Here is a 15,528-nt window from a genome sequence, read left to right as displayed (position 1 = left end):
AATGAAACATTTTATTAAACGATTGTTAGGATTCAGTTTAGGCCCAGTATTTGGTGCGTTTATTTCATTTATCCAAATACCAATCATCACTTATTTTATCTCGAAAGCAGAGTATGGAAAGGCGAGCTTATTCTCGAGTTTAATTGTAGCACTGCCTAATTATATTTATATTGGACTCGATCAGGCTTATACAAGAGAATACCAAGAAGCCGATGATAAAAAACAATTGATTCAACAAGCCGCTTTAATTCCAATGATTGTCGGCATATTATTGTTTATCGTGTCAATTGTTTTTGCACCAGAGATTTCCAATTGGTTATTTGATAGCCCTGAATATACTTATATTGTCCTTTATGGTGGTTTGTGGGTTTTAGCAACGATTATTGAACGCTTTATTTTATTATCGATTCGGATGGAAGAAAGAGCGATTGAGTTCTCTAGCTTTTCAATGATTTTAAAATTTAATGTTTTCGTATTATCCATGCTTTTAATTTGGATGGGGTGGCGCGATTTTAAAGTCATTGTATACGGGTTAATCTTTGGTCAATTACTGGGCGATGTGGTCCTTTTCTGGCGTTATCGTCACTATCTTGATACTAGAGGCTTTAAACTGAATCGTGAGTTAATTGTACGAATGTTAAAATTTGGTTTACCCTTGATGGTGGCCATATCATTAACCAACTCGTTGACTTTAGTGGATAAAATCTTCATTAAAAACTATACGACTTTAGAAGATGTCGCAATTTATGGGGCAGCCTCAACGATTATTGCGGTAATTGGTGTCGTTAAAACAGCTTTTACCTCTTTCTGGATACCAACTGCTTATCGTTGGCATGAGGAGCAGAAGGAGATTCGTCACTTTAAATTTGTAAGTGATGCAGTCTTGTTTTTATTAACTGGTATCTTTTTTGGCTTATTATTATTTAAAGATTTAATTGCTTATATCGTGGTAGCGGAAGCTTATCGCGATGTCAAATATATTTTTGGTCTATTAGCATTCCCACAAATTATGTATACTTTATCTGAGACAACCAATTTAGGAATTGTCTTCTCTAGAAAAACATATTTGAATATCATTGTTAGTGTTTTAACTTTTTTACCTAGTATGGTATTAAATTTAGTCCTTACGCCTGTTTGGGGGTATCGTGGGGCAGCAGCTGCTTCATTTGCAGCTTATATTATGTTTTACTTTGCGAGAACTTATTTATCAAACCGTGTTGGCTTTGGTTTTAGTCAAGTGAAACCGACGATTTCGATTATCATTATGTCGATTGCGGCTTTTCTAAATGTGTTTGAATTACCGTATATAGAATGGTACACTTTAGGCTTAGGTTTATTAGCATTAGTGGCCCAGTGGTCGACCGTTCAACAAGCAATTGAAATAAAAAATGATAGTAAAAATTGGGACTTTACTTAGTTAAGTCTAGTAGTAATCAGTCAAGAAAAACAGAGAGAACCAGAAGGATGTGAAATGACCTTCTAAATATATTTTACGAGGAGGGAATGACAAAGCGTGCAACTTTATATTTTAATATTAGTAATGGCTGTCTTCTTAGGAAGTAAATTGCTTGCCATTCCAACACCATTCGCCCAAATGACAATTTACCGATTACTAGCGATAGGAGTGCCAGTCATTTTGACCTATCAAGTGGCGATAAAAAAGAAAAATTTAGTTATCATACCTAATAGTGATGGGACTCGTGCTTTAGTTGGCTATCTTTTATGGTGGCTATATGCCTTATTATCGGTTATTTGGGTGGTTGATATTGTTAGTTGGTTCCAGGCGATGTTTTTAATGAGTTTGGGATTGTTCGTGATACTGGCTCTTTATTTTTGGGTTACGAGCGAAAGACAATGGCAAACCTTAATATACGGAGTTTGGTTTATGATCTGTACCCAAGTTATATGGGGATATCATGAAATTCTCACCGGTAATTATTTATTTGCTAATTTAGACAAGTTAGATAAGTATCGCACCTTTGATCGGATTCCATCAACGCGCATGCCGATTACCTATTTCGCTAATCAAAATGATTATGCCACTTTATTATTAGCATTTATCGCGATTTCTACTATTTGTTATCACCGCACTCAATCATTTTGGTTAAAAATAACAACGATTTTATTTGGTGGAGCCGCCAGTTATTTAATTTATCGTACGGATTCACGGATGGCTTTATTGGTCTTATTGATGACGATTGGATTATATACGGTCTTTCAATTTAACTTTAACTTAAAAAGAAAACATTGGCTTATTCTATTAGTCGGTGGCGTGATGACTGTTATAGGGATTTTCTTTTTAAAACCTACTCTAGGTAAGAGTATTATGACAATGTTATTATCACAACAAAACTATGTCTTATCTGGGGACGGCGCAAGAATTAATCTTTGGAAAAATGGGTTGATCTTTTTAGCTGAAACCTATGGCTTGGGTGTCGGAGCAGGAAACATCGAAACTTGGATGGCACAGGTACCTTATTATCCTATCAATGGATTAGTGAATATTCACAATTGGTGGATCGAAATATTAGTCGCATATGGATTGGTATCTTTTATTATTTACATAGGTGTCTATTTTATCTTAGTGAGAAAACTTTGGATAATGTCCAAAACGAGTAATCTCCATCAAAGACAAACATCATTAGGTTTGTTAGTTTTTATGATATCATTTATCTTTTCTAGTATAACAAGTGCTTCCAATATGTTAATTGAATGGCATTGGATTGTTTTTGCACTTATTATAAGTTATGTTAACATTATTGAGGTCAGAATGAATAAGGGGTGTAAGCGATGAGTTTAGTCACGATTATTAGTGAATTAATCAGATTTTTAAAAGACTATGCCTTAAAAATAATTTTAAGTGCATTATTAATAGGATTGGCCGTAGCCAGTTCGCGCTATTATTTTGGTGGGTTTGAAACACCTGAAATGGAGGCGGCTTATCAGGATTTAAAACAACGGTATGAGCAAGAACCAGCAGAATTTCAAATTATTTTAACGAATGCAGAAGGTGCTTTCTTTAGTAATTCATTTTTAATTGATGAATACTTTGGTCAGCCTGAAGTGGTTGAAAGAATAGAAAAAGAAACTGGTATTCAGTTTGCTGGCTGGATGGAGAATGAAAACTTATTAGAAATTATTAAAACGAGTCAGTTTCGTGGGGCCATGGCGGCCTTAAGAGATGGTTCGACGGAAATGATTACAATACGGGTGGCGGTCGGAAAGTCGGCTGAGGAAAACTTAAAAATTGCTCAAGCCTATCAAAACTTAATCGTAGAAGAAACGCTACCGTTTTTAGAATCTTATAAAGTCTCACTGGTTAACAAAGCAGAGATTGGTGAACAGTTATCAGAATTAAAATTTCCGAATCTAGCTAATACTGAAACATTGGAACATTATAACCGCATTTCAACGCGATCAGCTATTGTTTTTGGGGTGGCTGGTGCAATTGGTGGGGCAGTATTGACGGCTTTAGCATTATTCTTCTTACGTTTATTTAAATCAAAAATTGGTTATGCATTTGATTATAGTTGGGCAATGGAAGATCGTCATTTTATATTCAATCGTACGAATACTGAACATGAAGCGGATGTTGTAGCGTTTATGTCAATCCCTAAACGCGATCATCGTTATGTCGTGATTCAAGGTGATCCAGAAAAATTATTGCCGGTAGAAGATCAAAAGGATTTAATCTTTGTAACAAAAGTACAAGATATCCAAGAGGATGTTGATGAGATTATCTTTGTAATTTATGCTAATCAAACGGATAAAGCTTGGTATAATGAACAATACCATATGGCAAAATTATACGATGTTCCTGTTAAAATTATGCAATTGATGTAGAAGGTGACTTTATGGACAAAGGATTAGTTTCAATTGTGACGCCGGTATACAATGCTGAAAAATTTATTAAACACACAATTGAAAGTGTGCTAAATCAAACTTTTGCTAATTTCGAATACATTTTGGTCGATGATCAAAGTCAGGACCATTCGCTCGCAATCATCGAATCATACGCTAAGCAAGATACGCGCATTAAATTAATACAATTAGAACAGAATAGTGGTGCCGCTGTGGCGCGTAATACGGGCATAGCCGCTGCTAAAGGGCAGTATATCGCCTTTATCGATAGTGATGATTGTTGGGCACCCTCAAAATTAAGTGAACAAATTAAATTTATGCAGGACCATCAATATGCCTTTACTTATACCAGTTTTTCACTAGTAGATGAAGCAGGACAGACACTTAAAGAAGCAACGCCGATACCTGAGAGTTTAACCTATCATCAATTACTAAAAAACACTGCTATTGCTTGTTCAACTGTTGTGATAGATCGTGCTATAGTTGGCGATTTTCGGATGCCTTTGGTGCGTAAAGGTCAAGATACCGCTACTTGGCTAATGTTAATGCGTGAACGCAATGTAAAAGCCTATGGCTTAGATCGAGTTTTAAATGAGTATCGTCAAGTTGCCGGTTCGATTTCGAGTGACCGTTGGGGCGCTTTAAAAAGAACATGGAATACTTATTATAATATAGAACAATTACCTTTACCAAAAGCAGTTTATTACTTTTGTTGGTATGTTTGGAACGCCATACGCAGAAGATTATAATCTTTAAATTTTTTATAAACATAGAAAAAACATTTGATTTATTGCTTAATAGATGATATTAAATAATAAGTTAGAAGTTCTTTTCTGTGTTTTTTATTTTAACATTTATTTTTTAGCCCTAAAATGTTATGATAACGATAATATAAAGTACAAGATTAATGGTAGGATGTGGCATATGAATATTAAGCGTAAATTAATTTTAGGAATTATTGGCGGTCTCATTGCTTTAACCGGCATCTTCTTTTTTGCGAAAAACACTTTTTTCCCAACACAACAAGATGAGATGATGTGGAGCGAAAATATGGAGCTGGGGCCAGATGGCATGCCGGTTGAAGGCGAAATGGCCTATACATTATATAATTTATTTAGACAAGATCCCGTTACTGTGGATGCGAGTGTAAAATTAAAGACTGATACCGCATATTTTTATCAAGCGGATTTAGGTGAAATTGAAGCCATCTTAGTTAAAGATGGGCAAAAAGTAACCAAAGGCACCACTTTATATAATTACAAGCAAACCTCAAAAGAAAATCAATATGCTCTTGAGGATTTATACCGTGAGCAAACGAAATTATATAATACCCGCCAAGCATTAATTAAACAATTAAGTGATTATACAGGCGGAGAATATAATTATCAAGGGGACCAAATTGCGTATTATTGGGGAAATGATGGCAAACAAGCCTATTATATTGTCGAAGCAATTGGCAAATCAACCTCGCCTTCAGTCAATGTTCCGGCTAATACCAACACAGATAGCTCTCTTTCTCAAGATAGTCCTGAAGGTGCACTCGATACCGGTGGTATGGAGATGTCAGCAATGGAATCAGCAGCAGATCCTAGTGAAGGTATTAAAGAACAAATCCGTCAAGTTAATGAGCAAATTGAAGAATTAGAAATTAAATTAATTCGTCAACAAGAACTACAAAATAATAAAGTTCTCGCGAAGACCGATGGGATTGCGATGGTTAACCCAGATGCCAAAGATAATCCTAATGTACCCGTAGTACGCATTGTGTCTGAAGAGAGTTCCGTTGTCGGGAGTGTAACGGAATACGATTTTTACGCTTTAGCAGAAGATCGTGCCGTCAATATTTATATACCAGCAGAGGACCGGACTGTAACAGGTAAGATTGTTGATTATGATAAAATCCCTTCCTATAGCGGAACCAATGGCCAAACTGATTCAGCTGAAGGTCTAGCTGCTTCTAACCCTGGCGGTAGCAGCAATGCGAGTCAATTTAGTTTTGTTGTACAACCTGATGAACCTCTACAAGCTGGTTTTTCTGCTAAAGTGAATATCACATTACCAGGTTTTGCGATACCTTCTGATGCGATTGTTGAAGAAGGGGAAGATCATTATGTCTTTTTATATTTAGACGGTAAAGCAGTCAAAACAAAAATTGAATTGATGACTCAAGGTTTACAAAAAGTGGTCTTAAAAGGGTTGAATGAGGGGGATCAATTGATCATGTATCCTTATGACTTAACCGATGGTCAAGCTGTGTCGGTGGTTGACCCGATGGCCATGCCTCCAGCAGAAGAGCCAATGGATGGGGATGTGCAATAGTATGACTAGCGAAATGCAACAGCAACCGCTCATTGAAATGAAAAAAATCAACAAATATTATCAAGTGGGAGAGCATCAATTACATGTTTTACGCGATATTGATTTATCCATTTATCGCAATGAGTTTGTGACCATTATGGGACCCTCAGGCTCTGGAAAATCCACTTTAATTAATGTTTTAGGATTTTTAGATAATAAGTTCGAAGGCCATTATAATTTTGATGGTAAACCAGTAGAAGCAAGAACCGATAAACAAATTTCTGTTTTACGTAATGAAATGGTTGGTTTTGTCTTTCAAGATTTTAATTTAATTCCGACTATGACGGTCAATGAAAATATACGTTTACCACTGTTATATAAAGGTATGCCGGCTAGAAAAACTAAAGAAAGAGTTCAACAAGCTCTAGAGAGTGTCGGTTTAGGTAGTAAGTTTAATAGCCGTCCACATGAATTATCCGGGGGTCAAAAGCAACGGATTGCCATCGCAAGGGCCTTAATTAACCAACCACGATTTATTATCGCTGATGAACCGACGGGCGCATTGGATACTAAAACCTCCAAAGTGATTATGGATATCTTAGCCCGTTTACATCGTGAACAAGGGGTAACAGTAGTATTAGTAACTCACGATCCTAACTTACAAGCTTATGCGACTCGAAAAGTGCGTATTGTCGATGGGCAAATTCATTCGAATGAAGTGAGTGAAGCCACTTACGAATTAAGTGAAAAACCATTAGTTTTTGATGAGGTGTTAAATAATGAGGATGAGTGAAATTTTTAAATCGTCGTTATCAACCTTAAAAATGAATGGTCGACGAACGTTTTTAACGATGATTGGTATTATCATCGGCATTGCAGCGGTTATTACAATATTAAGTCTGGGGAATGGTTTTCGTAAGAAAACTTTGGATGAATTAGCACAAGATTCCAAAGGACGTCCCAGTCAAATGTTCCATTTTAATGTATCCAATATGGATGTGGATTGGTCAAAATTAGATCCATTTGATACCAATACTTTGGACGGCATCCGCCAAATTCCAGGGGTGGATGAAGTCGTTCCATCTTCTGATGATGAGGATTCGGTTGATTATGCTACCTTGGATTTCGCCAATAAAGAATCCAAGACCTATGGCACAAAATATCTCGATGTAACGAATCAGCAAATATTATATGGGCGCAATTTATATGACTATGACTCTAAAGCAGCGAAACGTAATGTCATTATTGACGACATCGTTGCCGCCGATATTTTTGAAAATCCAGAAAAAGCCATTCATCAATCCATTAAGATTGATGGGACCAGTTATATGATTGTCGGAGTCTACGCTACTGAGTTAACGGCAAAAGAAATTGAAGACATCCAAAATTACGGTTTTGGCGGTTCGGATGCACCTCAAGTCATTATTCCTAGAGGAACCAATAAATTACTCAACCCCAATGCGAATGTGGATTTTAGTATTAAAGCATTTTATAAACCAGATTCCAATGTCAGTGGCATTAGTCGTAAAATCGCAGATTATTTAAAAGAAAATGGTTCTGAGAAAGAGAATGGTACTTATGAATATTTCGATATGTCCGAAATGATGGAATCAATTGGTCAACAAGTATCAATGGTAACCTACTTTATTGGGGCTGTGGCGGGAATTTCATTATTTATCGCCGGAGTTGGTGTAATGAATATGATGTATATTTCTGTTTCTGAACGAACGAAAGAAATTGGGATACGTCGTTCACTGGGAGCTACGCAAAAGAGTATTCAATGGCAGTTCTTATTGGAAGGAATCTCCATCACAACTTTAGGCGGTCTAATTGGATATCTGTTTGGTGTTGGTATTGCGATTATAGCAGGCAATTTCTTGCCGTTTAAAGCCTTAATCGATGTGCCGACAGCTTTAATTAGTGTCTCAATTTCTGTTTTAATTGGCATTAGTTTTAGTGTTTTCCCGGCTAGAACTGCCGCTAGAAAAAACGTGGTTGAAATATTACGTTAAGATAAGTGATTAAAGGAGTAAATACTTGAGTTTGTCGGGTATTTGCTCCTTATTTTCATAAAATAATTTATTAAGACTCTGCTTAGAATAGGAATTCATCAAAGAGTATGCTATAATAATAAAAAAGAGTCAATATAGGAGGAGTCTTTATGGCAGCCGACATTTTAAAGGAAACAAAACAACGAATGAATAAAGCAATTGATGCTTACCGTAATGAATTAGCAACAATTCGTGCAGGACGTGCAAACGCTAGTATTTTAAATCATGTGAATGTATTATATTATGGCGTTCCAACACCATTAAATCAATTAGCAAGTATTACCGTTCCAGAAGCGAGAATGTTATTAATCTCACCTTATGATAAATCATCTTTAACTGAGATTGAAAAAGCGATTTTACAGTCTGATGTGGGGATTACCCCTTCAAATGATGGTAGCGTGATTCGTTTAGTCATTCCTGCTTTAACTCAGGAGCGACGTCAAGAATTAGTTAAACAAGTTGGTAAAGAGCAAGAAAATGCTAAAATTGTTTTACGTAATATTCGTCGTGATGCAATTGATCAAACGAAAAAAATGCAAAAAAATAATGAATTGACTGAAGATGATGTGAAAGATTATGAAAAAGATATTCAAGTAATCATTGATGAAGCAACTAAAGAGTTAGAAAAAGTTTCTGCAGAAAAAGAAACAGAAATTTTAGGTGACTAATTTTATATTTATGATTGAGGATGAACCAAAAGTTTGAAATACTGTTTGGTTCCCTCTTTTTTTATAGCTCAATGGGAGACTAGATTTAAAACTTCGTCTTACTGTGGGGAACAACTATTATATAAATTCAGTCAAATTTTAGTTCGTTATTAGTTCGTTAATTGAAAGTGCAATGGTTGTTTAGCATCAAATTTCATCTTTAAGACCTATTCCAACTTTTTTCGGGGGGAAGACGAAGCAAATTATCAACCTCTTGTCCAGTCCCGTTTTAATGTGAGATATTTTATAGTTACAAAGATAAATAGGGGGCTCATTAACATAATAATTTGAATATTCGCGATAGTGTTTAAATAAACAAAAAGACCTTGAAGTCCAAAGATGAAGTTCAAGGTCTTAAATTTTTATTTACTAAAATATTCTTCTAAAGCAGCTACAATGACATTCGTTACTGCATCTTGATAATCAGCTGAAGTAATATATTGTATATCAGTCGCATTGGACATATAACCTAATTCCAATAATACAGCCGGACGCGTATTTTCTCTTAATACAGAGTAATTGCCAAATAAGGTTCCGTTATTCGGTAAGGCGAGTGTCGAAATCGCATCATTGATACTTTTGGCTAATTCATAATCATTCTCATGGAAGTAATAGGTAGTGGAACCAGACCAGCCAACTTGACCTTTATCAAAATGAATGCTGATAAAGGCATCGACTTGTTGCTCATTACTTAAATCACTACGCGGTATCAAATCGATGAATTCATCGGTTTCACGAGTCATAAGGACTTTTGCTCCAACCGCTTCTAATTTTTGTTTTAATAAGAGCGAAGTAGATAAGGTAATGTTTTTCTCAAAGACGGATTCATCTTCAGTTGTTGCACCGGAATCTTCACCACCATGACCCGGGTCAATCATAATGACCGCATCTTGTAATGATTGAGCAGTTTTCTCAGTCACATGGCCAATCGAATCAGCTTCCATTCCCGCAATTCGACTTTCTACATAACCTTGTAGACCATCACTATCTTCAACTAAAATAAATTCTGTTTCATTACCATCTGCCGAAACGACTTCATCAATGTATTTGAATTTTTGACCATAAGCAATATCATAAATACGATTGGCATTCAATGAAGGAGCATCAAATAATGGTTCACCAGAATATCTTACAACCACTATTTTTTCAGCTGCTTCTTTTGCTTTTTGAATGGCTACTGGGTCATAGACTTCATCCAGTTTATCAGGATCAATCGAAGGCACATCACTTAAATTGATTAAATTGACTGTCCGCGTCTTAATGTATCCATATCGACCATCGACTTCAACTTGTAGCCAACCTTTTTTCTCGAAGCGAACAATCAGGTAATTTTCAGGTTGAATCGTAGTCATCACAGCTGATTTTTCGTTCATTTCGGTATAAACCGGTGTGTCAACTAATATATGGGCCGCAATGGCATGATCACTAGTTAATGTTTCACTTTCAATAAACCATTCAGGCACCCAACCATCGCTACGAGCATTCAGTCTCAGTTTGTACCAACCATTCGCTTTAGATAAAATATCATAGCTTTTACCTTTTTCTAAGGTTGCGATACTTTCCGAATTTGTTGCTGGTTCTATCCGTGCTACAACTTGATCTTTTTCAATTGTGACCTGTTCATCTGTAATTAAACTGAAGACAGCTAAAGAACCAATTAATAGCATTAATACGGTCATGAAAGGAGGGAAGTATTGACGCGATAAGAGTAATCGCATGAATTTTATTAGATTATCTTTCATAATTTCTCCAATATAAAACAATTGTACTTTTTATTATTATAAGACATTTTTCATAGAAAATTCAAACTTTTCAATAATGTTATCGAATAGTAATCATTTTGTGATAATCGTGTCATTATAACGATTACAAATTGGACGATAGGTTAAAAGTACATTAAAAACATTTAATCAATCAATTGTTTTTATCAAAATAAACTTGACAAATTCTTTAACTAACGGTAATCTTATACAAAGATGAATAGTATATTCGATAACATAGACAAGTAGCAAGCCGAACTCCAGAGAGTACATTCCGTGGCTGAAAGAATGCACATAGGCAAGAGCGAAGACACTATCGAGAAGAATAATGAAAAGTTATTCCGTTAGCCGCGATATGGCTTCGAGGTGATAGTATGACTATTACAAAATTAGGTGGTACCACGTATTGAACGTCCTAAAGCAATTGTTTTTGCTTTAGGATTTTTTTACTTTATTAGACCGGTATTCCAATTCTTACTACGAAACTAAACATTTGATGTTAGTTTACAATCATTTGCGTTTTTACTAACATTGAAAGACTAGATTAAATCGAGGAGACCCGTTAGCCAAACTATTTAATAATCTCACATTTAAACGAGGATAAACCTAGACTAACCACTCTATAATACCCATCCATAAAATGTTAGAATCATCACACTCGAAGAACGACATTGATTATTTGATAATACTAAATACCATTCCATTAAGGAGGATGAAAAATGATTAAAAAGATGAAAGGGACAGAAGATATTCTTCCTAAAGATACTTACAAATGGCAATATTTAGAAGAGACTGTTAGAGCGATTTTTGACACCTATCAATTTAAAGAGATAAGAACCCCCATTTTTGAAGCAAAAGAATTATTTGCTCGTTCAGTAGGGGATACCAGTGATATTGTTTCGAAAGAAATGTATGACTTTAAAGATAAAGGCGATCGTGATCTAGCTCTAAGACCTGAAGGTACAGCAGCGATTGTACGTGCTTATGTTGAACACAAGTTATTTGGTCCTGAACATCCACAACCTTTAAAAGTTTATTATATCGGGCCAATGTTCCGTTATGAGCGTCCACAAGCAGGACGTCAACGTCAATTCCATCAAATTGGGATTGAGGTATTCGGAAGTACTAATCCTGCCACTGATGCTGAAGTGATCGGTTTAGCTTGGGATATTTTATCTGAATTAGAAGTTGAAAATGTGGAATTAAACATTAATTCATTAGGTAAACCAGAGGATCGCCAAAAATATCGCGAAGCCTTAATCGAGTATTTTACTCCTTTAAAGGATCAATTAAGTGAGGATTCTCAACGTCGCTTAGCGGATAATCCTTTACGTATTTTAGATAGTAAAGATGCCAAAGATCAAGCCTTAGTAGCACAAGCACCTACAATTTTAGATTTCTTAAGTGAAGAAAGCCAACAACATTTTGAGAAAGTTCAAGCGATGTTAACCGCATTAGACATTCCTTATACCGTCAATCCTTTGATTGTACGAGGTTTAGATTATTATCAAGATACGATTTTTGAAATCATTGTTAATGATGACGCGATTGGTGCTCAATCGACCGTGATCGGCGGTGGACGTTATGATGGTTTAGTGGAACAATTAGGCGGTCCTGAAGCACCTGGTTTTGGTTTTGGTTTAGGGGTAGAACGCTTATTATTATTGTTAGAACAACAAGAGATTGAATTACCAGAAGAAGAACCATTAGATTTATTTGTATTAACAATGGGAGATGCGGTTAATATTAAAGCTTTACAAATCGTTCAAGCAGCCCGTCAAGCAGGGTATTTAGCTGAACGTGATTATTTAGGTCGTAGCTTAAAATCTCAGTTTAAAACAGCAGATAAATTAAATGCTAAGGTAACCTTAACGTTAGGTGAAAATGAATTAGAGACTGGTAAGGTTACCATCAAAAATAAAGCATTAGATAAACAAAAAGAAGTGGCTATTGATGATTTATTAGCTGATTTCGAGAACATTTATCGTGAGTTGACGACAGATACCTCAGCCATCGATAAATACTTTAGAGGAGAGTAAACATGGAACAAAGAACAGTATATGCAGGTTTAGTAAGTGAAGAATTAGTTGGCAAAACGATTACACTTAAAGGTTGGGTACAAAGAAGACGTGACTTAGGTGGCGTTATCTTTATCGATTTACGTGACCGTGAAGGATTTTGTCAAGTCGTCTTTAATGCAGAAAATTTATCTGTTGAACAAATGGATTTAGCTGATCATTTACGAAGTGAATATGTTGTAGAAGTATCAGGGGTTTTAAATAAACGCGTCGCTGAGCAAATTAACCCGAATATTCCGACCGGACAGTATGAATTATTGGCTCATGAATTAAATGTACTAGCAAAAGCTAAAACACCGCCAATTTATATTGAAGAACGCTTAGACGTTGAAGAAGAAGTACGTTTACGTAATCGTTATCTAGATTTACGTCGTCCAAATATGTTCAATAATTTACGTTTACGTCACAATGTTACAAAAGCCATTCGTGAATACTTAGATAGTCTTGATTTTATTGATGTCGAAACACCTTATTTAACCAAATCAACCCCAGAAGGTGCACGTGACTATTTAGTGCCAACGCGTCGTGAAGCTGGTAAGTTCTATGCTTTGCCTCAATCACCACAAATCTTTAAACAATTATTAATGGGTGCTGGTATTGACCGTTATTATCAAATTGTTCGTTGTTTCCGTGACGAAGATTTACGTGGTGACCGTCAACCAGAATTTACTCAAGTAGACTTAGAAACAAGTTTCTTATCACAACAAGAAATTCAAGCAATCGTTGAAGAAATGTTAAAACGTGTAGTAAAAGCAGCTCGTGGCATTGAAATGACAGAAGCTTTTCCAACAATGACTTATGAAAAAGCAATGAATGAATATGGGGTAGATAAACCGGATATTCGTTTTGAAATGAAACTAGTTGATTTATCAGAATTTGCTGCTCAATCTGAGTTTGGTGTCTTTAAATCAACGATTGAAAACGGTGGACAAGTAAAAGCCATTAATTTAAAAGGGTTAGCGGATGCTTATACGCGTAAAACAGCTGATGAAATGATTAATGTGGTTAAGCCTTATGGCGCTAAAGGATTAGCATGGTTAAAAATTACTGATGAAGGCTTCAATGGCCCAATTGCTAAATTCTTTGCTGATGAATCAAGTTATAAAGCCATTACTGAGCCAACAAATGCTCAACCAGGTGACATCTTGTTCTTCGTAGCCGATCAAAAAGATGTCGTAGCAGCTTCTCTTGGAGAATTACGTGTTCATTTAGCGAAGAAACACGAATTATTCGATCAAGATGAATTAGCTTTTGTTTGGATTACTGATTGGCCATTATTCGAATATGATGAAGAAGCCAAACGTTATGTGGCAATGCACCATCCGTTTACCGCCCCTCAAAATATGGACTTAACGGCTATGAAAGAAGACCCAGCTAATGCATTAGCACAAGCATATGATATTGTATTAAATGGTTATGAAATTGGAGGCGGCTCAATCCGTATCTTCACGCGTGAAATGCAAAATCAAATGTTTGAATTATTAGGTTTTACACCGGAACAAGCACAAGAGCAATTTGGTTTCTTAATGAATGCTTTTGATTATGGCTTCCCACCGCATGGTGGCTTAGCATTAGGTTTAGATCGCTTAGTCATGATTTTAGCTAAAGAACCAAATATTCGTGAAGTTATTGCCTTCCCTAAAACAGGGCGTGGAGTCGACTTATTGTCAAATGCCCCAAGTTATGTTGCAAATGATCAAGTTAGAGAATTACATTTACGCATTCAAGAATAGGAGAGTAAATTAATGTTTATTGGATCTCATGTCTCAATGTCGGGTAAGGATATGCTTCTAGGTTCAGCCAAAGAAGCTGCTTCTTACGGTGCCAATGTCTTTATGATTTATACAGGCGCACCACAAAATACACGTCGTAAAGATATTTCGACATTCAAAATTGAGGAAGCTCGTCAATTTATGGTAGCGAATGGTATTGATTTTTTTACCGTTCATGCCCCTTATATCATAAATCTAGCCAATACCACTAAAGAAGGATATTTTGATTTCGCAGTTGAATTTTTAAGAGAAGAAATTAATCGTGTGGAAGCGGTAGGTGCCAATCAGGTTACTTTGCACCCTGGAAGTCATGTTGGAGCAGGTGAAGCAGTGGGGATTGCCCAAATTGTCAAAGGTCTAAATGAAGTGATTCGCCCGGATCAAAACGTGCAAATCGCCTTAGAAACAATGGCCGGAAAAGGTACGGAATTAGGACGTACTTTTGAAGAAATTGCACAAATGATTGATGGTGTTACCCATAATGATAAATTATCGGTTACTTTCGATACCTGTCATGTTTATGATGCGGGTTATGATATTGTCAATGATTTAGATGGTGTTTTAAACCAATTTGATAAAATCATCGGTTTAGATCGCTTAAAAGTCATTCATATTAATGATTCAAAAAATCCATTCCATAGTAATAAAGACCGTCATCAAAATATCGGTTTAGGTTCAATTGGATTTGAAACTATTAACGAATTGGTTCACCACCCACAATTGATGCATTTACCAAAAATCTTAGAAACACCATGGGTGCCAAAACCTGATAACGAGAAAGTAAAAGTAGCCCCTTACAAGCAAGAAATTGCGATGCTAAGAAAAGGTGTATTCAATGAAAACTTAATGGATGATATTTTAAATAATCAATAATCCAAATTGTAGAGACTACCAACAGCAAGTATTTTGTTTTGGTAGTCTTTTTTAAGATTTAATAAAGGAGCGAATTGTAGTAATGAGCAAATACACAGTAAGCGTCCTATAACAGAGTATCTATCAAT

The 15,528-nt window shown here is 35.8% G+C and carries 12 protein-coding genes; 11 read left to right on the top strand and 1 reads right to left on the bottom strand.

The annotated features are described in order from the left end of the window. Position 1: 1 nt before the first annotated feature. From HMPREF2811_RS10085 to frr, 8 genes are all read left to right on the top strand, one after another. Entirely contained in the window at positions 2-1,417 is a 1,416-nt protein-coding gene (locus HMPREF2811_RS10085) for a lipopolysaccharide biosynthesis protein (protein WP_071409215.1), read from the top strand. A 96-nt stretch (positions 1,418-1,513) separates the two neighbouring features. After that, positions 1,514-2,794 carry an O-antigen ligase family protein gene (locus HMPREF2811_RS10080; protein WP_084802130.1) on the top strand — a complete coding sequence of 427 codons (1,281 nt, stop codon included), beginning with the start codon at positions 1,514-1,516 and terminating at the stop codon, positions 2,792-2,794. Then, positions 2,791-3,843 (top strand): hypothetical protein, encoded by a 1,053-nt coding sequence (locus HMPREF2811_RS10075; RefSeq protein WP_071409214.1) that lies wholly within the window; start codon positions 2,791-2,793, stop codon positions 3,841-3,843. Before HMPREF2811_RS10080 ends, HMPREF2811_RS10075 begins: the two co-directional genes overlap by 4 nt. 11 nt (positions 3,844-3,854) lie before the next feature. After that, positions 3,855-4,610, top strand: a complete 756-nt coding sequence (locus tag HMPREF2811_RS10070; protein WP_071409213.1) for a glycosyltransferase family 2 protein — start codon at positions 3,855-3,857, stop codon at positions 4,608-4,610. Between the two features lie 175 nt (positions 4,611-4,785). Next, positions 4,786-6,180, top strand: coding sequence for an efflux RND transporter periplasmic adaptor subunit (locus HMPREF2811_RS10065; protein ID WP_071409212.1), 1,395 nt, complete (start codon positions 4,786-4,788; stop codon positions 6,178-6,180). 1 nt (position 6,181) lies between these two features. Beyond that, positions 6,182-6,952 (top strand): ABC transporter ATP-binding protein, encoded by a 771-nt coding sequence (locus HMPREF2811_RS10060; RefSeq protein ID WP_071409211.1) that lies wholly within the window; start codon positions 6,182-6,184, stop codon positions 6,950-6,952. Next, entirely contained in the window at positions 6,945-8,171 is a 1,227-nt protein-coding gene (locus tag HMPREF2811_RS10055) for an ABC transporter permease (protein ID WP_246829855.1), read from the top strand. The genes HMPREF2811_RS10060 and HMPREF2811_RS10055 overlap by 8 nt, the downstream gene beginning before the upstream one ends. Before the next feature lie 149 nt (positions 8,172-8,320). Continuing rightward, positions 8,321-8,878, top strand: coding sequence for a ribosome recycling factor (frr, locus tag HMPREF2811_RS10050; RefSeq protein ID WP_066127042.1), 558 nt, complete (start codon positions 8,321-8,323; stop codon positions 8,876-8,878). A 401-nt stretch (positions 8,879-9,279) separates the two neighbouring features. On the opposite strand, the gene HMPREF2811_RS10045 is transcribed toward frr, so the two are convergent. Beyond that, the gene (locus HMPREF2811_RS10045; protein WP_071409209.1) at positions 9,280-10,659 is read right to left on the bottom strand and encodes an N-acetylmuramoyl-L-alanine amidase; all 1,380 of its coding nucleotides are present in this window, start codon (positions 10,657-10,659) and stop codon (positions 9,280-9,282) included. A gap of 737 nt (positions 10,660-11,396) precedes the next feature. Between HMPREF2811_RS10045 and hisS the strand changes: the two genes are divergently transcribed. From hisS to HMPREF2811_RS10030, 3 genes are read left to right on the top strand one after another with little or no spacing between them, the layout of a single operon-like run. After that, the gene (hisS, locus tag HMPREF2811_RS10040) at positions 11,397-12,716 is read left to right on the top strand and encodes a histidine--tRNA ligase (protein ID WP_071409208.1); all 1,320 of its coding nucleotides are present in this window, start codon (positions 11,397-11,399) and stop codon (positions 12,714-12,716) included. A 2-nt stretch (positions 12,717-12,718) separates the two neighbouring features. Next, on the top strand, positions 12,719-14,488 hold the full coding sequence (gene aspS / locus HMPREF2811_RS10035; protein ID WP_071409207.1) for an aspartate--tRNA ligase: 1,770 nt from the start codon (positions 12,719-12,721) through the stop codon (positions 14,486-14,488). Positions 14,489-14,500: 12 nt separating this feature from the next. After that, complete coding sequence (locus HMPREF2811_RS10030) at positions 14,501-15,400, top strand: deoxyribonuclease IV (RefSeq protein WP_071409206.1); 900 nt, start codon at positions 14,501-14,503, stop codon at positions 15,398-15,400. The last annotated feature ends 128 nt before the right edge of the window (positions 15,401-15,528 follow it).

The sequence above is a fragment of the Globicatella sp. HMSC072A10 genome, from assembly GCF_001811625.1.
Lineage (GTDB): Bacteria > Bacillota > Bacilli > Lactobacillales > Aerococcaceae > Globicatella > Globicatella sanguinis.
This window is presented reverse-complemented; position numbering and strand designations above follow the sequence as displayed.

What these genes read in the sequence shown, in the direction of transcription:
- HMPREF2811_RS10070 (WP_071409213.1), top strand. Translation starts at nt 3,855, where the DNA reads ATGGACAAAGGATTAGTTTCAATTGTGACGCCGGTATACAATGCTGAA.
- frr (WP_066127042.1), top strand. Translation starts at nt 8,321, where the DNA reads ATGGCAGCCGACATTTTAAAGGAAACAAAACAACGAATGAATAAAGCA.
- HMPREF2811_RS10030 (WP_071409206.1), top strand. Translation starts at nt 14,501, where the DNA reads ATGTTTATTGGATCTCATGTCTCAATGTCGGGTAAGGATATGCTTCTA.
- HMPREF2811_RS10065 (WP_071409212.1), top strand. Translation starts at nt 4,786, where the DNA reads ATGAATATTAAGCGTAAATTAATTTTAGGAATTATTGGCGGTCTCATT.
- HMPREF2811_RS10085 (WP_071409215.1), top strand. Translation starts at nt 2, where the DNA reads ATGAAACATTTTATTAAACGATTGTTAGGATTCAGTTTAGGCCCAGTA.
- HMPREF2811_RS10055 (WP_246829855.1), top strand. Translation starts at nt 6,945, where the DNA reads ATGAGTGAAATTTTTAAATCGTCGTTATCAACCTTAAAAATGAATGGT.
- HMPREF2811_RS10075 (WP_071409214.1), top strand. Translation starts at nt 2,791, where the DNA reads ATGAGTTTAGTCACGATTATTAGTGAATTAATCAGATTTTTAAAAGAC.
- aspS (WP_071409207.1), top strand. Translation starts at nt 12,719, where the DNA reads ATGGAACAAAGAACAGTATATGCAGGTTTAGTAAGTGAAGAATTAGTT.
- HMPREF2811_RS10060 (WP_071409211.1), top strand. Translation starts at nt 6,182, where the DNA reads ATGACTAGCGAAATGCAACAGCAACCGCTCATTGAAATGAAAAAAATC.
- HMPREF2811_RS10045 (WP_071409209.1), bottom strand. Translation starts at nt 10,659, where the DNA reads ATGAAAGATAATCTAATAAAATTCATGCGATTACTCTTATCGCGTCAA.
- hisS (WP_071409208.1), top strand. Translation starts at nt 11,397, where the DNA reads ATGATTAAAAAGATGAAAGGGACAGAAGATATTCTTCCTAAAGATACT.